We start from the raw sequence: 20180 nt of genomic DNA on the forward strand, positions 1-20180 counted from the left end.
TCGTAATATACTGGGTTAAAGTCATTTCTCGTAGAGAATAATGACGATGGACATTAATTATGCATACTGCACAAGGTAGGGAGTGGATTTGCGTTGTCATTGTACGTCATGAAATTTGGGGGCAGCTCGGTCGGAGATACAGAACGCATGAAGCGTGTAGCCGGACGTGTTGTAGAAAAAGCTGATGAAGGACATCGGTGTGTAGTCGTGGTTTCGGCCATGGGGGATACAACAGATGATTTGATTGATCAGGCAAAACAATTGAATAGTGATCTGCCTGCTCGTGAGATGGATATGCTCTTAACGACAGGAGAACAGATTTCGATCTCTTTGTTATCGATGGCTATTCAAGCACTTGGACGTAAGGCAGTATCGTTTACGGGCTGGCAGGCGGGATTCCGCACAGAGCCGGTTCACGGAAAAGCACGTATTCATGATATTCAACCTGACCGCGTGAATGCAGCACTTGCCGAGGGCAACATTGTTATTGTTGCAGGCTTCCAGGGCATGACGGAAGACGGCGAGATCACAACGCTGGGTCGTGGTGGCTCGGATACAACAGCTGTAGCGCTGGCGGCAGCAATTAAGGCTGATGCGTGTGAGATCTATACGGATGTAGACGGAATCTATTCTACGGACCCGCGGATCGTTAAGGTTGCGCGCAAGCTGAAGGAAATATCCTATGACGAAATGCTGGAACTCGCTAATTTGGGAGCAGCGGTGCTGCATCCGCGTGCAGTAGAGTACGCGAAGCATTCCGGTGTACCTTTAATTGTAAGATCCAGCTTTAACCATAATGAAGGAACGGTTGTGAAGGAGGAAGCAGCAATGGAACAAGGCGTAGTGGTTAGTGGTATTGCCTATGACAAAAACGTGGCTCGCATCAGTATTCTGGGTGTGCCGGATGTACCAGGAGTTCTGGCCGAAGTATTTGGTGCGCTTGCATCCAATCAGCTGGATGTGGACATTATCGTTCAGAGCGGAGTGATGGATGGCAAAGCGGACTTCTCATTCTCTGTGGCGCTGTCTGATCGTGAGAACGCATTACGTGTCATTGAAGGCCTTCACAGCCGCTTGCCTTACCGTGAAGTCACATCTGAGGAGAACCTCGTTAAAATCTCCATTGTTGGCGCAGGCATGGTCAGTCACCCAGGTGTAGCTGCGAAGATGTTCAAAGTCATTTCCGCTGAAGGCGTGAGCATCAAGATGGTGAGCACTTCCGAGATCAAAGTATCTTGTGTTATTGACGGAGATAAGCTGCATGACGTCATTAAGGCATTGCATACAGCATATGATCTCGACACTGCCGAGCAAGCCGTTATCGGTGGACCTCAAGATCGCAGATAAGTATTTTCTGTGTGTGTAAATTAGCAAAGGTGTACTGTTGCCAACGGGCAGCAGTACACCTTTTTTTGTTTTTCTCATGGCAATTCTCACATCAACTTGAACATCTTTCCCCCGCGTATGCCTCTATAAGGTTGCATGAGGTTCCCCTCCTCCATCTCGGGAACACAATCCAGCAAGTTTAATTGAGAACAATATGAAATGTCATGAACCCTGCCTAGCTTTTCAAGCCTACGCCCGCTAACAGATCCCTGCACCAGCTCGGGGATGCTCTCTTGACATTGGGATACCGCCTGATGAAGTACTATGCCGAGATCGTTTAGTTGGAGGGGAGAACAGGATTGACGGTGCAGTTCGTCGATGATACATCCAGCACACAAGGCGTCCTCCAGTGCAAATTCATCCTGATTCCCCGCACATAACAGCAATACATCTCGTTGAAGTTGGCAAAGAACTGCTGCGACAGCCCTGACATTGAGAAATGATCCAGCTAGTACATGTTTCGCCCTGGAAGCTTTGATCAAGGCGCGGGTTCCATCGGTTGTGGTCAGTATGATTGTTTTATCTGCAATGTCCTCAGTCATATATTCATAGGGGGAATTCCCCACCTCGAATCCGGTGATTTTTTTGTCAAAACGTTCCCCGCCTCGAATGCAATCTTTCACTTCCATTTGTTTGGCTTGTGGAACGGTCTCTACAGCAATCACAGCGGAAGCGTCATACGCCAGAGCCGTAATAATCGTACTGGTCGTACACAATACATCAATGACAACTGCACTTCGCCCTGCGATATCAATAGTACGTACTTCATTCACATTGCCAACGACATCAACTCGCACTCCCCACAACTCCTTTCTTATCTGGGGATCGGTAGTTCTGTTTTGAACCGAAATGGAACTTACCTATCTGCAATTACTATATGCATGCACATCTAGACGGGTGCCTAGAACAGAAGGTGCATCTATGCTTTCAACTCTCAACCGTATTCTGAAGAATTGATAGATTTCAGCGTCATAAATTAAATGTACAGGCATAAACTTGAGATATGAACAAGCGCCAGAAGTGTGAACCAAATGATCTCAAGGTTGGAGGAGCCTACTCATGAAGGTGAACTGGAGGGAACTTTTTCCGGAACCGATCCGAACCATTCTTGGAAGAATGCCACCCGCTCTATTGGAACAAGTGGAGGAAGTACGTATACGTGAAGGCAGACCCCTGGAGATTAATGCAGGCAACACATACCACTTCCTGACACCTCAAGGTTGTCCGACCGGGATTCCTGAAGAAGCGTATGTTCCTCAGAAAGAAGTGACGCACAGGTTGTTGGACCTGATCAGTAACCATTCACTTTATACATTGGAAGAGGAACTGCGCAAAGGGTTCATCACCATACCTGGGGGACATCGAATCGGGCTTGCTGGACGAACGGTACTAAGCGGTGGGCGTGTCGAATACCTGCGTGATATCAACGGGTTTAATGTTCGGGTAGCCCGTGAGGTACATGGAGTGGCTGATCGTATCCTTCCTTATCTTCTCGATATGAAGAGCGGACAGGTCCTGCACACGTTGATCCTATCACCACCACAACAAGGGAAAACGACGTTGTTACGAGATCTGGCGAGACAAATTAGCAGTGGTACAAAGCTTACAGGGGGAACTGAACTGGTTCAGGGAATACGCCCACGTCTGAAAGTGGGCATTGTGGATGAAAGGTCCGAAATCGCTGGTAGCTACAAAGGAGTACCTGGCTTCGACGTAGGTCCCCGAACAGATGTGATGGACGGTTGTCCGAAGGCTGAGGGCATGATGATGATGCTTCGCTCCATGTCGCCCGATGTCCTGATTGTGGACGAGATCGGTCGTCCGGAGGATGCCGAGGCGGTGATGGAAGCCCTGCATGCAGGAGTCTCAGTGATTGCGACTGCGCATGGCCGTGACCTATCGGAGCTGTCGGCCAGACCTGCCCTCAGAACCTTAATTACGGAGCAGATGTTTCAACGTTATGTCCAGCTGCAACGGACGAGCCGGGGCATGACCTTTCGGCTGGCTGATGGCAAAATGCGTGGGTTGCAGCAGACCGGGGCAGGAGGTGAAGCCTTTGGTTAACATGTTTGGTGCGGTAATTATTTTGTTAGCCAGCACCCTCGCCGGATTTTACAAGGCCAGACAGTATGCATTAAGACCGAGACAGTTGCGAGAACTCATTGCAGCCCTCCAGCGACTAATGACGGAGATTAACTATGGGCTCACTCCACTTCCCGATGCCATGGGCAAGATGGGAGCACAGACCAAAGAACCTGTAAAGACGCTGTTTCTTCATGCAGCTACACAGATGGAACCTCCTCATGGACTCACTGCCCGGGAAAGTCTGCAGTCAGGCGTGGATCTGGCGTGGGGAAGATCAGCCATGAAGGCTGACGAGAAGGAAGTGATGCTGCAATTAAGCTTCAGCCTTGGCACAAGTGACCGTCAGGATCAGACCAAACATATATCGTTAGCCATTCAACAACTAATGCATGAGGAATCCCGTGCCCAGGCCGATCAAATGAAATATGAACGAATGAGCCGAAGCCTCGGGATGCTTGTCGGAGCGTTAATCGTCATTCTGATCTTCTGAAATAGCCGGGATAGTGAGGTGCCAAGGTCATGAATCTAGAAGTGAACGCAATCTTTCAAATTGCGGGTATCGGAATCATCATCGCCATGATTCACACGGTACTGAAACAAATGGGAAAGGAAGATATGGCTCACTGGGTGACCGTAATCGGATTTGTCGTTGTATTGTTCATGGTGGTCCGTATGCTGGACAGCCTGCTACAAGAGATCAAATCGATATTTCTTTTTCAATGAAAAACGGTCATGAAGCCGGATGGTGGTGACCTGTGGAAATTATCCAAGTTGTAGGTTTGGCGCTCATCGCAACAGTGCTCATTCTGGTCATTAAGGAACAGAAACCGATGTTTGCCTTTCTGATTGCTGCCGCGACTGGCATTGTCATCTTCATGTTGTTGATTGGCAAAATCGGTGCAGTCATCGAAGTGTTGAAGCGGCTCGCCGAGAATTCAGGCATGGAAAGTATTTATCTGAAAACAGTGCTGAAAATTATTGGCATAGCGTACATCGCAGAATTTGGCGCACAGATTGTCAGGGATGCAGGTCAGGAGAGCATTGCGTCCAAGATTGAACTGGCTGGTAAGGTATTGATCCTTGTACTTGCTATACCGATCATCAGCATTATTATCGAAACCGTCATGAAGCTGATGCCGGTGTAGAAAGGGCGTGCGGACTTCATATGAAATCAATGCATCATAAGCCGCAGTGGCGCCTTACGGTTGTGCTGATGCTCTGTTTTCTGTTTGGTATCCTGGGACAGGTTACTGCAACCTCGCCTTCCGGTGAGTGGATGGAGCAGCAGGCCGATCAGCTTCCCAAGGATCAGGTGGAGAAATACTGGGATCAACTGATGCAACAATACGGTGGTTTCTTCCCGGATGGGAAGACCCCTTCCTTCATGGATATGTTAATCCCCGGCAATGAAGGGTTCAGCCTGAAATCGGTGTTTGTGGCGATCGGAACCTTCATGCTGCATGAAATTTTATATAATGGCAAGCTTCTGGTCACGATTGTGATGTTAAGCGTACTCAGCATGATTCTGGAGACTCTTCAGACCGCATTTGAGAAAAATAATATTAGCAAAATCGCCTATTCCATCTGTTATATGGTCATTATCATCATTGCAATCAACAGCTTCAGTGTGGCGATTGGATACGCCAAGGATGCCATAACTGGCATGATCAACTTTATGATGGCCATGGTTCCCTTGTTATTCACACTGCTTGCGTCCATGGGTAATGTCATCACCGTCTCGGTGACACATCCACTCATCATTTTCATGATTCATCTGGTGAGTACTTTGATTCATTTGCTGGTATTCCCGTTACTCTTCTTCTCAGCTGTTCTGCATCTCGTCAGTTCATTGTCTGACAAGTACAAGCTGACACAGCTGGCAGACCTCCTGCGCAATATTAGTGTGGCACTGCTGGGTATCCTGCTGACGATGTTTTTGGGTGTAATCTCGGTTCAGGGAGCATCGGGATCGGTAGCGGATGGAGTCAGCCTGAAGGCCGCCAAATATATCGCAGGCAACTTTGTCCCTGTCGTGGGCAGAACATTTGCGGATGCGACGGATACGGTAATTACAGCTTCTTTACTTGTCAAAAATGCAATTGGACTCACCGGGGTGATCATCATTTTGTTCCTATGTGCCTTTCCGGCACTCAAGATCCTGGCTCTTGCCTTGATATACAACGTAACTGGTGCCATTATGCAACCGCTCGGAGACACCCCGATTGTAGGATGCCTGCAGGCCATCGGCAAGAGCATGATCTACGTATTTGCGGCGCTCGCAGCCGTCGGGCTCATGTTTTTCCTGGCAATTACCATCTTGCTGACCGCGGGCAATATGACTGTCATGATGCGCTGAATTGTATGTTGGCAAGAAAGGGGATGGAAAGGATGGGGTGGCTGAGCAACTGGCTCCAGGAATTGATTATGATCGTTCTGCTGGCGACTTTTGTGGATATGCTGTTGCCCAATCGATCCATGGAACGTTATGTCAAGCTTGTGCTGAGCCTTCTCATCCTGCTGACCCTTTTATCACCCATAACCAAGCTCCTCAAAAGTGATCCGGTTGGCGAACTGAAACGGGCAATGTCGGCAATGGATGCTCCATCGGATGGGAATGCAACACTCGAACAGATATTAGCTCAGGGCAAGCGGCTGCAATCCAATGAACAGGAACAATCCTTACAATGGACAGCCAAAGAACTGGCTAATGTCATGAAAGGTCAGATTGAAGAAACAACAGGTGCCAAGGTGCGGTCCGTAGAGGTACAGCTGACCATGAGTAAATATGAAACCGAGATGGAAGCTGCCTCATCAGTCGAACTGCCTGTGATCCAGCGTGTATTGGTCGAGATGGCCGGAGAGGGTGCAGAAGGAGAAGTGAAGGCAGGCCAGCAAGAAGTCGCTGCAAATACACAACCCATATTTGGAACTAACACAGAATCCGAGAAGGATGAAACACATCAAATTCAGCAGCCCATCCAGGTTGGTCAGATTGAAGTGCCTGATATTCAGATTGATGTGCCTGATATTCAGATTGATGTGAGTAGAGGGCAACGTGATGAAAATGAAGCGTCTTCCGAGCCTGTTATACGTGATCAGGCAGATGAGACGAAGCAGCAAGGTGAGACATCCACAAGGTCCGAACATGCGGTGCAGATTATTACATTGTTGACTGAAAAGTGGGATGTTGATGCAAACAACGTTCAAGTGACAGAACCAAAAAGTGCTGGAGTGCTCTGAGAAGGAGGGTGTCCGATGAAACAATGGTTCAAAAAGATGGAAACCTGGATGGGTGGCGGAGAGGGTGGGGCAAGGCGAAGTCAAACCTTCCGCTGGCTGATTATCCTTGGTTTGATCGGGGTGGGAATCATGCTGTTCAATTCCTTCGTCAATGTCAAAAAAATTGATTCCGAAAATATCGGTCGGGAACCACCGGACCCGGCAACATCCATGGCATCCATACAGAGTGATCCGTCAGAACAGAATCCTTTTCAGGCGATCGAAATTGCATTTGAAGACAAAATCAAAGGTGTGCTGGAAAACATTGTTGGTGTGGGAACGGTTGATGTGATGGTTACCGTGGATTCCACAGAAGAATTGGTCGTTCAGCGGAACGTGAAGGATTCTCAGCAACTTACCGAAGAAACCGATGCTAGCGGGGGCAAGCGACATATGACGCAATATACCCGTGATGGCGAGATTATTACGTACGAAATATCAGGGGATCAGACACCTATAGTGACCAAAAAGCTCAAACCGCAGATCCGTGGGGTGCTTGTGGTTGCGAGGGGTGCAGAGAACAAGGTTGTGAAGGACCTGATAACCGATGCTGTGGAAAAAGGACTGAATGTGGCAGCCTACCGGATCTCGGTTGTCCCGCGCAAACAAGACTAATCTGATGTGTTGAATCACAAGATTCAATTCTCATAAGATTGAAGCCAATTTGAGGAGGAAGTTCTAATGAATAACAAACGTCAAACGGTATGGCTCGTTTCCATGCTGAGTCTGATGGTCATTTTGTCCGCGTATTATCTGTTCACTGAGGATTCCGGTCCAATCAACGCGCCGGTGGCAGACAGTCAGCAAGTGGATGGAATCAAGCAAGGGGAAGCAAAGGAGACGGCAGGCATTCTTGATCCTACAGAAGGTTTGGTTGTGAATGAAGTGGTGAATAGCGGCGAAGTTGAAAGTGATCCAAGTGCGGCTGGCGCTATGGAAGAACCGGCGGCTACGGAAGGTAAAGAAGCTGGAAATACAGAGAAAACACCTGCTGTCGAACCAGGCGAGAATAAGAGTGAGGCAGGCAAAGAAACCAACAAAGAGACCGACAAAGGGGCAACAACTACACCGGAGACAGACGGTCAGACAGGCGGCACTGCAACCAAGACAGATGAGGAAGTCCTCAAGGAAATGGAAGAGCAGAATACGACAGCATCTGCGAGCAGCCAGTTCCAGAACTACCAGTGGCAACGTGAGGAAAGCAACAATCGTAAGTATGAGGAACTGATGACCGTGGCAGGTGATCTGAGCAAAACGCCAGAAGAGAATGCCAAAGCAACGGAGCAACTCCGTACACTGGAAGAAAAAGAAGCCAAAATCACTGGCATTGAGGAGACGCTCTCTCAACAGTTCGCTAATGCGATCGTTCAAGAAGATGCCGACAAGTATAAAGTTGTGGTCCTCAGTGACAAACTGGATGTAAAACAGGCGGTGTCCATCGTGGATCTGGTCATGAAAGAATTGGCGGTTTCACAGAACAAAATCAGCGTGCAATACGTCACAGAACAGTAATCCAAATCATGGAAATGCAGTCCCGGGAGCTGGTTGTACTCTCGGGCTCTTTCCATTTTTAATGATTATGATATAATACATAAAGCCATATGACCGTCCTAGTGAGACTGGCATGATGCCGAAGGAGTGAATAATGGAAATGTTTAAATTGAGTGAAATCAAAGAACTGATTAAACTGGTAGATGAAAGTTCCGTTCAAGAATTGGAAATTGAAAATGAAGGATCACGGTTATCGATCCGCAAACCGGGCAAAACGGAGTATGTTCAAGCAGCTGCTGTGCAACCACAAATGATTGCTGCTCCGCAAGTACAGCCGGCCGCAGTGGTAAGTGAAGCTGCACCGCAGGTCGATACTACAAGTCATTTACATAAAATTGTATCTCCGATGGTAGGTACTTTTTACAGAGCTTCCTCGCCGGAAGCGGGTCCTTTTGTGAGCGCTGGTGATAAAGTTGTTGAGAAAACAACGGTATGTATCATCGAAGCTATGAAGCTGATGAACGAGCTTGATGCGGACATCAAGGGAGAAATCGTTGAAGTGCTGGTTGAGAACGGACAGCTGGTCGAGTATGGGCAGCCCCTTTTCCTGGTGAAACCGGAATAACCGTTATAGCTGGTAAACAGCTAACCGCATGAGCTTCGAAGGAGGACAAAACGAAATGAAATTTCAAAAAATACTGATTGCGAACCGTGGAGAGATTGCGGTACGTATTATTCGTGCCTGCCGTGAAATCGGCATCTCAACGGTAGCCGTCTATTCGGAAGCGGACAAGGATTCTCTGCATGTTCGTCTTGCAGATGAGGCTTATTGTATCGGACCGACACTGTCTAAGGACAGTTACCTCAACTTCACAAACCTGATGAGTGTAGCCACACTGACGGAATGTGATGCAATCCACCCTGGTTACGGTTTTTTGGCGGAGAATGCTGATTTTGCGGAAATTTGTGAGTCTTGCAATATTACGTTTATTGGACCTTCTCCTGAAGCCATCACCAAAATGGGTGACAAGGCTGTTGCCAAACAGACGATGAAAGATGCAGGAGTACCTGTTATTCCTGGATCAGACGGCCTTGTTGAAAATATGGATGAAGCCATCATGATTGCTAGAGATATCGGATATCCTATCATTATCAAAGCTACTGCTGGTGGCGGAGGTAAGGGAATTCGTATTGCCGAAGATGAAGAAACGCTGATTAAGCAGATTACTGCTGCTCAGCAGGAAGCACAAAAGGCATTTGGCAATGCAGGTGTATATCTGGAGAAATTCCTGACAGGTATGAAACACGTGGAAATTCAGATCATTGCTGATAAACACGGAAATGCAGCACATTTGGGAGAGCGTGATTGCTCGGTTCAGCGTCGTCGCCAGAAATTGGTAGAGGAAGCTCCGTGTCCGATTCTCTCCGAAGATGTGCGTACACTGATGGGCGAAGCTGCGGTACGGGCTGCCCTTGCTGTGGATTACTCGGGAGCGGGTACATTGGAATTCCTGCTCAGCCCGAATGGCGAGTTCTATTTCATGGAAATGAATACGCGTATTCAGGTAGAGCACCCGGTTACTGAGATGGTTACTGGCGTGGATCTGATCCGTGAGATGATCTTGGTAGCTGAAGGCAACCCACTTTCATTCCGTCAGGAAGACGTGGTTATCAATGGCTGGTCCATTGAATGTCGTATCAATGCAGAAGATCCGGACCGTAACTTTATGCCATCACCAGGCAAAATCGGATTCTACCTTGCACCGGGAGGACCTGGCGTTCGTGTAGATAGTGCTGCTTATCCGGGTTATACCATTTCACCTTTCTATGACTCCATGATCGCAAAATTGATTGTGTGGGGAGCGAATCGTGAAGAGGCGATTGCCAAGATGAAGCGTGCGCTTGGGGAATTTGCGATTGAAGGCATATCTACAACTATTCCTTTCCATCAGAAATTGCTGGAGCACCCAACGTTCATTCGTGGGGACTTTGATATCAAATTTCTTGAGGAAAACGAGATTTAAAAGGTATATTGGGCTTGTTTGTCATAATGTAGCCCAAATGATATAGTATGTAATAATAAGAGCGCATGTCTCCTGCAAAGGATAAGCCCGCACCTCGCGGATGTTTGCAGGAGTTCCGGTAAAGCCGGACCGGAAGGGTCCTGAAGGTTGATTAACCTGAGTCCAGCGCCCTGACGGATGGCCGCAAACTTATCTCGCGAAAGGTGTGTTGAACAGTTATGAGTACACTACCGACTGAATTTGAACGAACGGATATCGGTGAAATCCAGATCGCACCTGAAGTTATTGAAGTGATTGCTGGATTGGCAACCCTTGAAGTGAAAGGTGTTGCAGGCATGAGTGGCGGATTCGCTGGCGGATTTGCTGAATTGCTTGGTCGCAAAAACCTTTCCAAAGGTGTTAAAGTTGAAGTGGGCCAACGTGAAGCTGCAGTTGATGTTTCCGTAATTATCGAGTACGGATACCGTTTGCCACAAGTAGCTACGGAGATTCAACAGAACGTGAAACGTTCCATCGAGAATATGACAGGATTGAATGTGAATGAAGTGAATGTGCACATTCATGACGTTCAGTTCAAGAGCACCGAGAAAGTGGAAGAGATCGACCTGAACAGTCAGCGCGTAAAATAAAAGAAGACAGATTCCCCCGGCATCATCTGCCGGGGGTTATCCCGTCTTGGACAGGTCTTCATTATAGCGAAAGCTAGATGAGGATCTGATTTTTTGCTAGTGAACAGGTTAAGTCATGTTAGTGAGCAAGGGAGGCTGTGCAGTTCGTGGCTAAAATACTGGATCGGCTTCTGTTGTTTATATACAGCATAAGCGTTGGAGCAATATCGGCAGCCGTCATTCTTCTGATTAGCGGTGTGCTACCTTACGAATTGAATTACCAGCAGGAACAAAACGTTATTGTTGCGTCGGTTATTGCAGCAGCGATTTTGTTTATCCTGAGTTTGCGATTTTTCTACATCTCGGTTCGGCGTGAGCGTGCATCGTTGCCGTCTGTAGATCAACGTACTGAGTTTGGTGATGTACAGATTTCGATGGAGACGATTGAGAATCTCTGTTTGAAGGCAACTTCCCGTTTCCGGGGAGTACGTGATGTCAAGGCACGCATACGTGTGGTTGAGTCAGGACTGGAGATTATGATCCGTGCAGTAGTGGATGGTGAGACACCTATTCCTGCGCTGACTTCTGATCTGCAAAAGGCGATACATGATCATGTACAAGAGATTACGGGCATCCCGGTTTCTTTTGTCACCGTGTATATCGCTAATGTAACCCAGTCGCCTAACTACAAGAGTCGAGTGGAATGAGGTGAGTTTCACTGATGCTGTGGAAAGAGATTTGGGATAGTCACAGAGGCCGAATTACCGGAATTATCGGCGGCATCTTTTTTGGATTTCTTTATGTATGGATCGGTTTTTGGGATATGTTGTTCTTTGCACTCTTGGTGTTCATCGGTTATACGTTAGGCAGACGGAGCGATTCGAAGCTGGGTTCGTCCATTCCCTGGAGGGAGTGGGGACAATGGCTTGGCGATCGCTGGCGTCCGTTTAAGTGACCTACCTGAACCCTGCAATATGTTTCTTCCGAAAATAGAGCTGTAGTTTAGGTTGCCCGTTTTTTGGAGGAAACGTATTGCAGGTTTTTTTGTGAAAAGGGATAACAATAACAATAGCGTGTAAGCCATCGATCTAACCGATACAGGATTTGATGAGATGGATGCATGGATTATAAAATAAGCATGATGACGCTCCAGACGGAGCGCTGCAGGAGGCAGGACATGAAAAGACGTTTGGCAAGGGAAATTGCAGTACAAAGTCTGTATCAGATGGAAATGAATGAGGTAGGCGCAGCAGAAGCTGTAAACATGTTGATCAATGAAGCCGCTGAAGATAATGAAACCGAAGTAGTTATCCGCGATGCAGATGTAATGCGTACTTATGTTACTGAGATTGTACAAGGAGCCTGGAATAATAAGGAAGTAATTGACGGGCTGCTTGTGGATTATTTGAAAGGATGGCAGATCAGCCGTCTGTCACGTGTAGATCGCCAGATTCTACGACTGTCAACGTATGAAATGGTATTCCGTGATGACATCCCGGCAAAGGTATCGGTCAATGAAGCGATTGAACTGTCCAAATATTTTGGTACAGAAGAATCCGGCAAGTTTGTCAATGGTGTACTTGGACGCATGATTCAGGAAGTTGACGCGATTAAAGCAAAATTATCTTAAGTTATGATTAACTATGGAGCATGTTCAAAAGGACCGGTTTTCAGTATCCTTCGTAATCAAAAGCGGTTTTTTTGAACAACCTCTAAATTTATATTCACATAAGGGAGAGAGAGTACAATGACAGCATCTATTATTAACGGTAAAGAAGTATCCCAAGAGATCCGCGCAAGCATGACAACAGAAGTGAAACAGCTTAGCGAACAGGGGGTAGTACCTGGTCTGGCTGTTGTGCTCGTCGGGGAAGATCCGGCATCCCAAGTCTATGTGCGTAATAAAGAAAAAGCATGTCACGACCTCGGTTTCTACTCCGAAGTGCATCGCTTGGATGCAGATACGTCCCAAGAAGATCTGCTTGCGCTGGTGGACAAGCTGAACAATCAACAATCCATAAACGGAATTTTGGTTCAACTCCCACTGCCAAAACATATCGAAGAGAAAGCGGTTATTGATGCAATTGCCGTGGATAAAGACGTAGATGGATTCCATCCAGTCAATGTTGGTAATCTCGTTATTGGAGACGATAGTCTGCTTCCATGTACCCCTGCTGGTGTAATCGAACTGATCAAGCGTACTGGACTGGAAATGTCCGGTAAACATGCGGTAGTCATCGGAAGAAGCAATATTGTCGGCAAACCGGTATCCCTGTTGCTCCAACGTGAGAATGCAACGGTAACCATGTGTCATTCCCGTACAGCCAACATGAAAGATATTACACGCCAGGCGGACATTCTAGTTGTAGCCATCGGCCGTGCCAATTTTGTGGATGCTGATTTTGTGAAACCGGGTGCTGTTGTTATTGATGTCGGCATGAACCGTTTGGAGAATGGTAAACTGGCAGGAGACGTTGATTTTGAGAGTGTGAAAGAAGTTTCTGGTCCAATTACACCGGTTCCTGGTGGTGTTGGCCCGATGACAATCACAATGCTGATGCAAAATACATTGATCGCTGCCAAGCGCGCTCACGGATTGGCCTAGGGTTTTGTCTGTGGCAGATCAAAAGATCTACTCCATCAAAGACCTGAACCGATATATTCGAATGAAACTGGAATCGGATCAGGTCCTGTCGGACGTTTGGCTACGCGGGGAGATTTCGAACTTCACACATCACTCCAGCGGCCATATGTATTTTACATTGAAGGACAAGGACAGCCGGATTAAGTCGATTATGTTTGCGTCCCATAACCAGCGATTACCCTTTGTACCGAAGGAGGGTGCAAGGGTTATTGCTCGTGGTAATGTCTCGGTGTATGAACGGGATGGGCAGTATCAATTCTACGCTACCCATATGCAGCCGGACGGGATTGGAAGTCTGTATCTGGCATACGAACAGCTGAAGAAAAAGCTCGAGGAAGAAGGATTGTTTTCACCTTCTCGAAAAAGACAGATCCCTCGTTATCCACAGACCATCGGGGTTGTAACTTCACCGACGGGAGCGGCGGTGCGGGACATCATGATCACACTCCAGCGCAGATACCCTTCTGCCAAAGTTGTTTTGTATCCTGTTCTGGTTCAAGGCAAGGGTGCAGCACCTTCCATCGTCAAAGCGATTGGCAACCTGAATCGGATGGGAGAAGCCGATGTACTTATCGTTGGACGTGGAGGCGGTTCACTGGAGGAATTGTGGGCGTTCAATGAGGAGATTGTGGCAAGAGCAATAGTTGCTTCGGATATTCCTATCATTTCTGCGGTTGGGCACGAAACGGACTTCACTATTGCTGATTTTGCAGCCGATTTGCGTGCGGCTACACCTACAGCAGCTGCTGAATTAGCTGTACCTAATCGAGCTGAGTTGCTTGATCAGATCGGACAACGTCAGCGCCAGTTACAGCATAGCTTGCGTCAGCGTGCTGTACATAATCGCGAACGGCTAGCAAGATTACAGCGTTCGCCGGTGCTGGTTCATCCAAGACGTACCTTGATGCAACACACCGAACGACTGGATATGATGCACCAACGGCTTTTGAGAACAGTGGATACGCGTATGAAATGGACAGGAGAGAAGCAAGAGCGTTTGCGGGCAGCACTGCAACGATTCAATCCTCGTGAGCAGGTCAATGCAGCACGCCGTGAGAATGCGGCAGCACGCAGACAACTGGAACTTGCGATCAGGTCTATAACCAGATCGAAGCAGCAACAGTGGAAATCATCTGTGCGGCATCTGGATGCGCTTAGCCCGCTTAAAGTCATGTCACGGGGATACAGCCTTGTCTATGACGAGCAGGAACAGCGATTAATCAAGTCCACGAAGGATGTACAGCCTGGAGATTCAATTAAGATTAAATTAACAGACGGACAGCTGGACTGTCAGGTTTGGGGAATGAAGGAGGACGACAATACCCATGGCGAATGAAACGGAAATGAATTTTGAAGAGGCAATGGCGGCATTGGAAGACATCGTAGGTCAGCTGGAACATGGTGATGTTCCGTTGGAACAGGCCATCGATCTGTTTCAACGCGGGATGAAACTTTCGCAACTTTGCGGTCTGAAGCTGGAACAAGTGGAACGTAAGATCGAGATGATCGTAGAAGAAGATGGAGAGCTTCGCAAGAAGCCTTTCGGAACTGCTGACGATGAGAGCGGTGAAGTCCATGAGTAATCGTCCTTCGTTTCAAGCATATCTCGAAGAGGTCACAGCTGAGGTGACAGAAGCGTTGAAACACACGCTTCCCGATCATTGGGATGTACCCCAATCGTTGACGGATGCGATGCAGTACTCACTCATGGCCGGAGGCAAACGCCTTCGTCCTCTTCTGGTCGTTGCTGCGGCGGAAGCCTTCGGTGCACAGCGTACAGCTGCAATGCCGGTAGCCTGCGCCGTGGAGATGGTTCATACCTATTCACTGATCCACGACGACCTGCCTGCTATGGATAATGATGATTACCGCAGGGGAAAATTAACGAATCATAAGGTATATGGTGAAGCAACAGCCATATTGGCGGGCGATGCGTTGCTAACCCATGCTTTTTATAGCATAGTTCAAGCGGGTCGTCGAAGCGGTGTGACGGCAGATGCATTGCTGTCCATCGTAGAGGACATGTCCGAACTTGCTGGAGCAAGAGGCATGGTCGGCGGCCAAGTTGCGGATATGGAAGGCGAGCAAGGCATGACTGATCTTGCACAGCTTCAATATATTCATTTGCACAAAACAGGTGACCTGATTGTTTTCTCACTCATTGCTGGAGCACGAATCGGTGGAGCAACGGAAGGACAATTGGAAGCCTTACGTGTGTTTGGCCGTGATCTGGGGCTGGCGTTCCAGATTCAGGATGATATTCTCGACCTGACGGGCGACGAGCAGAAGATGGGCAAGAAAACACAGAGCGATGTGAATCAGCAGAAGGTAACATATCCTTATTTTATTGGCATGGAGGCTTCTGTAGCTGAGGTGAAATCCCTTACCCAATCTGCAAAAGACGCACTCGAAAGAGCGGAGTTACCTGATGCATCCAGATTGCTGGAAATTGCAGATTACCTGATGCGTCGAGACCATTAGATTCTGATAAAAAGTGCTGTTTCAAAATCTGTATAACCGTGTAATGAATGTAATGTCCTTTTTCCGAGTGGATGCGGGAATACATATGGAGAAGAATTTTAAATAACTTGCTGGCGAGAATGCTCGTTATCGGGAGTATAGTGCAGTAAATTATGATTCTTGTTCTTTTATGTTATAATGATTTAATGTCATTTGATTCATAATGTATATATCGATTTACAACAATAACTAAACAATCTAGGAAAGCGGGGAGATTCTCGTGCTGCTTCCACAAATTAAACAACCCAGTGATCTAAAGTCGATGTCTCAGGATGATCTTGCCCTTTTATCGGCAGAGATCCGGCAGTTTCTGATTGAGAAACTGTCTGTTACAGGTGGGCATCTCGCACCCAACTTAGGCGTGGTTGAGCTCACGGTAGCCCTGCATTACTGCTATAACAGTCCAGCAGATAAAATGATTTTTGATGTAGGGCATCAGGCTTATGTGCATAAAGTCCTGACAGGGCGTATGGATCGTTTTGATACATTGCGTCAACATAATGGCCTGTGCGGATTTGTCAAACGCAACGAAAGCGAACATGATGTATGGGAAGCTGGACACAGCAGTACTTCATTGTCCGCTGCGATGGGGATGGCCCTTGCACGTGATCTGAAGGGTGAGGACAACCAAGTTATCGCGATGATTGGTGATGGAGCGCTTACAGGTGGTATGGCTTTTGAGGCTCTGAATCATATCGGTCATGAGCAGAGAAAACTGATGGTTATTCTGAATGATAATGAAATGTCCATTGCTCCAAACGTTGGGGCCATGCATAAATATTTGAGCAAGATTCGTTCGGATCGTCATTATCTGAAAGCGAAAGATGATGTCGAGGGGATGCTCAAAAAAATCCCAGCTATTGGGGATCGTTTGGCCAAATCGGCAAGCTGGATCAAAGATAGTGTCAAATATATGATGGTACCAGGTGTTCTTTTCGAAGAACTGGGCTTCACGTATTTGGGACCGATTGATGGGCACGATATTCCCAAATTGATTGAAACCTTCAAACAGGCAGATAACGTTGATGGTCCTGTGCTCGTTCATGTGCTCACGACCAAAGGCAAAGGTTATCAGCCAGCAGAAGCCGATTCGCACAAGTGGCACGGGATTTCTCCGTACAAAATTGAATCCGGTCAAGTGCTGAAGGCAGTCGGAAAACCGATGTACACGGAAGTGTTTGGTCAAACGTTAATTGATCTTGCTAAGCAGGATAAGCGGATCGTAGCTGTAACGCCAGCAATGCCTACAGGATCAGGTCTTATTCCATTTAGTAAGGAATTTCCGGACCGCATGATTGACGTAGGGATCGCAGAACAACATGCGGCAACCATGTGTGCTGCGCTGGCTATGGAAGGCTTGAAACCGGTCTTTGCCGTGTATTCTACGTTTATGCAACGTGCATATGATCAGATTGTACATGATATTTGCCGTCATAATGCTAACGTGATGTTTGCTATTGACCGTGCCGGGTTTGTTGGTCCGGATGGGGAAACACATCAAGGGGTATACGATGTGGCATTTATGCGCCATATTCCAAATATCGTTCTGATGATGCCAAAAGACGAAAATGAATTGCGTCATATGATGAAAACGGCGCTTGATTATAATGAAGGTCCAATTGCTTACCGTTATCCACGAAACAATGTGGTGGGTGTACCTCTGGATGATGTACTTGTTCCGATTCCAATCGGATCATGGGAGCAACTGCGTCCATCAGAGGGATATGCTGTCATCGCTTCAGGGTCGATGGTGCAGCTTGCAGAAGAAGCAGCAGAGATGGTGAAGCGGGAAGGTATCACAGCAGGCGTAATCAACGCTCGCTTCCTGAAACCTCTTGATGAGCAGATGTTGCGTGAATTAGCTGTTCGAGGCACCAAATTGATTGTACTTGAAGAAACATCCCAAGCAGGTAGCATGGGTAGTGCAGTGCTGGAGTTTTATGCAGAGCAGGGACTACATGATGTTCATGTACAATTGATGGGGATTCCGGATCGCTTCATCGAGCATGGCAGTATTAAGGAACAACGTGAGGAAGTGGGTCTTACCGTTGAGAATGTATGTGCTGAACTACGCAAGATGGCTGTTCAATCATCTTACGGCATACCCAAAACACGTTTTCCTTCGTAAATTTACATGATAGGAGACAGACATGTCACTCCCGAAAGAACGAATTGATGTTCTGCTGGTTGAGCAGGGCTATTATGAAAGTCGTGAGAAGGCAAAAGCCGCAATCATGGCTGGACTGGTGTATGCCAATAATGAGCCGATCGAAAAGGCGGGCATGAAAATTCCAAGGGAAGCCGAGCTGAAAGTTAAAGGCTCGGTACATCCCTATGTCGGCAGAGGCGGATTGAAGCTCGAAAAAGCGATCCGCCATTTCGGCCTTGATATGAAAGGACTTGTCATGCTCGACATTGGTTCATCCACCGGTGGATTTACGGATTGTGCACTACAGCATGGCGCGTCTCACGTCTACGCGATTGATGTGGGTTATAATCAGCTCGATTGGTCTTTGCGTAATGATGAGCGGGTTACTGTTATGGAACGAACCAACTTTCGCTATGTGACTCCGGAAGATCTAACGGGACCAGTGCCGAACTTTGCGAGCATTGATGTGTCGTTCATTTCACTGCGAATCATATTACCGCCACTCCTGGCTCTTTTGAAACAACCTGCAGATATCGTTGCATTGATTAAACCTCAATTTGAGGCAGGACGTGAAAAAGTAGGCAAGTCCGGTGTAGTACGTGATACGAAAGTACACAAGGATGTATTGCAGACGATGCTTCATTTTGCCAGTCAACTTGGTTTGCATCTGCAGAGTTTAACTTTCTCCCCGATAACCGGTGGAGAAGGTAATATAGAATTTCTCGCTCATTGGCGTCTGGAAGAACCAGAGGCAACACAACCAGAGAACGATCCAGCTTCACTTGATGCACTTGCAGAGCAAGTTGCAAAGGAAGCAGCTCATACATTTACGGGAAACTCATCATAAGATGGGTTTCTTTTCGCTGGAAAGGTGATTGACGTAAAGGGAAATCGTTACTGAACCTCGAATATGTCTTCGAGGTGAGCGATAATGGATGGTCAATATGACACAATCGTTATAGGTATACTTGCTGTCTGTTTGATCTTGTGGCTGTTCTTTGGCTTACGTAATTGGGTGAACCGACCGATACCGGTAAGCTTGTCTGGAATGCAACTGAACGTGAAGATTCAGGATTCCCCGGCCTTGGACTTGCTTGAAGCACAGGGTTACGAAGTCATCGGTGGCAAAATGAAAGTTCCTTTGGCTTTTGAGGCCAATGAATCCGTTTATTACAGCAGATTATTCATTGATTATGTTGCAGAACGTGAGGATCTCAGATACCTGGTGAAAACGTCTCGTCGCAGGCAGCCAATTGAAATGACCGGCCCTGCGCTAAGGGATCGCTTCCTCAATTATCTGTTGTTATATCCTGGCTGTGAAGGATTGCTGTATGTTGACGTGGAGGATTCCGATATTAAGTTAATCAGGCTCATGGACTATCAGGAAGATGTGTATGATGGGGATGATCTGGACTAATATAAAAGAATAAACATTGCAGGGCAAAGTCTGCGGCGAATTACAAATGCTGCTTTATTGCAATACATTTAACTGGAGGCATGTATGAAAGGACAAAGGCACATCAAGATTCGTGAAATCATTAGTCAAAATGAAATTGAGACCCAGGATGATCTGGTTGAAGCACTACGCAAATCAGGTTTTCAGGTGACTCAGGCGACGGTATCCCGAGATATCAAGGAACTTCTGTTAATCAAGATTCCGATGGATGACGGAAGATATAAGTACTCTTTGCCAACAGATCAACGATACAATCCGATTCAAAAGTTGAAGCGTGCACTCGTTGACAACTTCTTGCACATTGATCACACAAACAATCTGGTTGTGATGAAATGTTTGCCGGGAACAGCAAACTCCATTGCAGCTTTGCTTGATAATATTGAATGGAATGAAGTCATGGGGACGATCTGTGGAGATGATACCATTCTGATTATCTGCCGGACTGAAGGTAACAGCGTGACCGTTATTGAACGCATCATGGGTTATATTGCTTAAAGCAATGGTTCAAAAACATAATTTCTGAGTTAGTCATCCGGAG

At 47.2% G+C, this 20180-nt stretch carries 24 protein-coding genes; 23 read left to right on the forward strand and 1 reads right to left on the reverse strand.

The window, feature by feature from the left end; all coding sequences use genetic code 11:
* Nucleotides 1-93 precede the first annotated feature (93 nt).
* Nucleotides 94-1347 (forward strand): aspartate kinase, encoded by a 1254-nt coding sequence (locus tag MHI14_RS10775; RefSeq protein WP_047843625.1) that lies wholly within the window; start codon nucleotides 94-96, stop codon nucleotides 1345-1347.
* Between the two features lie 86 nt (nucleotides 1348-1433).
* Here MHI14_RS10775 and MHI14_RS10780 read toward each other — a convergent pair whose 3' ends face one another.
* Nucleotides 1434-2183, reverse strand: coding sequence for a 2-phosphosulfolactate phosphatase (locus MHI14_RS10780; protein ID WP_341130289.1), 750 nt, complete (start codon nucleotides 2181-2183; stop codon nucleotides 1434-1436).
* A 262-nt stretch (nucleotides 2184-2445) separates the two neighbouring features.
* Here MHI14_RS10780 and spoIIIAA point away from each other — a divergent pair, with 262 nt between their 5' ends.
* From spoIIIAA to ahrC, 22 genes are all read left to right on the forward strand, one after another.
* Nucleotides 2446-3450, forward strand: coding sequence for a stage III sporulation protein AA (gene spoIIIAA, locus MHI14_RS10785; RefSeq protein ID WP_341130290.1), 1005 nt, complete (start codon nucleotides 2446-2448; stop codon nucleotides 3448-3450).
* Complete coding sequence (spoIIIAB, locus tag MHI14_RS10790) at nucleotides 3443-3961, forward strand: stage III sporulation protein SpoIIIAB (RefSeq protein ID WP_036614389.1); 519 nt, start codon at nucleotides 3443-3445, stop codon at nucleotides 3959-3961. The genes spoIIIAA and spoIIIAB overlap by 8 nt, the downstream gene beginning before the upstream one ends.
* Nucleotides 3962-3990: 29 nt before the next feature.
* Nucleotides 3991-4194 (forward strand): stage III sporulation protein AC, encoded by a 204-nt coding sequence (spoIIIAC, locus tag MHI14_RS10795; protein ID WP_017687585.1) that lies wholly within the window; start codon nucleotides 3991-3993, stop codon nucleotides 4192-4194.
* A gap of 32 nt (nucleotides 4195-4226) precedes the next feature.
* Nucleotides 4227-4616 carry a stage III sporulation protein AD gene (spoIIIAD, locus tag MHI14_RS10800; RefSeq protein WP_017687586.1) on the forward strand — a complete coding sequence of 130 codons (390 nt, stop codon included), beginning with the start codon at nucleotides 4227-4229 and terminating at the stop codon, nucleotides 4614-4616.
* A 68-nt stretch (nucleotides 4617-4684) separates the two neighbouring features.
* Entirely contained in the window at nucleotides 4685-5827 is a 1143-nt protein-coding gene (gene spoIIIAE / locus MHI14_RS10805; RefSeq protein WP_371129059.1) for a stage III sporulation protein AE, read from the forward strand.
* Between the two features lie 32 nt (nucleotides 5828-5859).
* Nucleotides 5860-6711 (forward strand): stage III sporulation protein AF, encoded by an 852-nt coding sequence (gene spoIIIAF, locus MHI14_RS10810; protein ID WP_341130291.1) that lies wholly within the window; start codon nucleotides 5860-5862, stop codon nucleotides 6709-6711.
* Between the two features lie 15 nt (nucleotides 6712-6726).
* Nucleotides 6727-7365, forward strand: coding sequence for a stage III sporulation protein AG (gene spoIIIAG, locus MHI14_RS10815; protein ID WP_017687589.1), 639 nt, complete (start codon nucleotides 6727-6729; stop codon nucleotides 7363-7365).
* Nucleotides 7366-7431: 66 nt separating this feature from the next.
* Nucleotides 7432-8262 (forward strand): SpoIIIAH-like family protein, encoded by an 831-nt coding sequence (locus MHI14_RS10820; protein ID WP_091028815.1) that lies wholly within the window; start codon nucleotides 7432-7434, stop codon nucleotides 8260-8262.
* Nucleotides 8263-8401: 139 nt separating this feature from the next.
* Nucleotides 8402-8866, forward strand: a complete 465-nt coding sequence (gene accB, locus MHI14_RS10825) for an acetyl-CoA carboxylase biotin carboxyl carrier protein (protein WP_036614903.1) — start codon at nucleotides 8402-8404, stop codon at nucleotides 8864-8866.
* A 55-nt stretch (nucleotides 8867-8921) separates the two neighbouring features.
* Nucleotides 8922-10265 (forward strand): acetyl-CoA carboxylase biotin carboxylase subunit, encoded by a 1344-nt coding sequence (gene accC, locus MHI14_RS10830; protein WP_341130292.1) that lies wholly within the window; start codon nucleotides 8922-8924, stop codon nucleotides 10263-10265.
* Between the two features lie 218 nt (nucleotides 10266-10483).
* On the forward strand, nucleotides 10484-10894 hold the full coding sequence (locus tag MHI14_RS10835; protein WP_017687593.1) for an Asp23/Gls24 family envelope stress response protein: 411 nt from the start codon (nucleotides 10484-10486) through the stop codon (nucleotides 10892-10894).
* A gap of 146 nt (nucleotides 10895-11040) precedes the next feature.
* The gene (gene amaP / locus MHI14_RS10840; RefSeq protein ID WP_017687594.1) at nucleotides 11041-11580 is read left to right on the forward strand and encodes an alkaline shock response membrane anchor protein AmaP; all 540 of its coding nucleotides are present in this window, start codon (nucleotides 11041-11043) and stop codon (nucleotides 11578-11580) included.
* 14 nt (nucleotides 11581-11594) lie between these two features.
* A complete protein-coding gene (locus MHI14_RS10845; protein ID WP_017687595.1) occupies nucleotides 11595-11828 on the forward strand; it encodes a DUF2273 domain-containing protein in 234 nt (77 codons plus the stop codon).
* Nucleotides 11829-12050: 222 nt separating this feature from the next.
* On the forward strand, nucleotides 12051-12503 hold the full coding sequence (gene nusB / locus MHI14_RS10850; RefSeq protein WP_341130293.1) for a transcription antitermination factor NusB: 453 nt from the start codon (nucleotides 12051-12053) through the stop codon (nucleotides 12501-12503).
* Nucleotides 12504-12620: 117 nt separating this feature from the next.
* Complete coding sequence (gene folD / locus MHI14_RS10855) at nucleotides 12621-13478, forward strand: bifunctional methylenetetrahydrofolate dehydrogenase/methenyltetrahydrofolate cyclohydrolase FolD (RefSeq protein WP_341130294.1); 858 nt, start codon at nucleotides 12621-12623, stop codon at nucleotides 13476-13478.
* 10 nt (nucleotides 13479-13488) lie between these two features.
* Nucleotides 13489-14853, forward strand: a complete 1365-nt coding sequence (gene xseA / locus MHI14_RS10860) for an exodeoxyribonuclease VII large subunit (protein ID WP_289389710.1) — start codon at nucleotides 13489-13491, stop codon at nucleotides 14851-14853.
* On the forward strand, nucleotides 14843-15100 hold the full coding sequence (xseB, locus tag MHI14_RS10865) for an exodeoxyribonuclease VII small subunit (protein WP_341130295.1): 258 nt from the start codon (nucleotides 14843-14845) through the stop codon (nucleotides 15098-15100). Before xseA ends, xseB begins: the two co-directional genes overlap by 11 nt.
* Nucleotides 15093-15998 (forward strand): polyprenyl synthetase family protein, encoded by a 906-nt coding sequence (locus MHI14_RS10870; protein WP_433581632.1) that lies wholly within the window; start codon nucleotides 15093-15095, stop codon nucleotides 15996-15998. Before xseB ends, MHI14_RS10870 begins: the two co-directional genes overlap by 8 nt.
* Before the next feature lie 259 nt (nucleotides 15999-16257).
* Nucleotides 16258-18165 carry a 1-deoxy-D-xylulose-5-phosphate synthase gene (gene dxs, locus MHI14_RS10875; protein ID WP_091028823.1) on the forward strand — a complete coding sequence of 636 codons (1908 nt, stop codon included), beginning with the start codon at nucleotides 16258-16260 and terminating at the stop codon, nucleotides 18163-18165.
* Nucleotides 18166-18187: 22 nt separating this feature from the next.
* Nucleotides 18188-19033: a TlyA family RNA methyltransferase gene (locus tag MHI14_RS10880; RefSeq protein ID WP_341130297.1), complete on the forward strand. Its 846-nt coding sequence runs from the start codon at nucleotides 18188-18190 to the stop codon at nucleotides 19031-19033.
* An 84-nt stretch (nucleotides 19034-19117) separates the two neighbouring features.
* Complete coding sequence (locus MHI14_RS10885; RefSeq protein WP_341130298.1) at nucleotides 19118-19603, forward strand: hypothetical protein; 486 nt, start codon at nucleotides 19118-19120, stop codon at nucleotides 19601-19603.
* An 84-nt stretch (nucleotides 19604-19687) separates the two neighbouring features.
* Nucleotides 19688-20137 carry a transcriptional regulator AhrC/ArgR gene (gene ahrC / locus MHI14_RS10890; RefSeq protein WP_017687604.1) on the forward strand — a complete coding sequence of 150 codons (450 nt, stop codon included), beginning with the start codon at nucleotides 19688-19690 and terminating at the stop codon, nucleotides 20135-20137.
* Nucleotides 20138-20180: the final 43 nt, after the last annotated feature.

Origin of the sequence: Paenibacillus sp. FSL K6-2393 (assembly GCF_038002545.1) — a bacterium.
In the GTDB taxonomy this organism is placed as follows: domain Bacteria; phylum Bacillota; class Bacilli; order Paenibacillales; family Paenibacillaceae; genus Paenibacillus.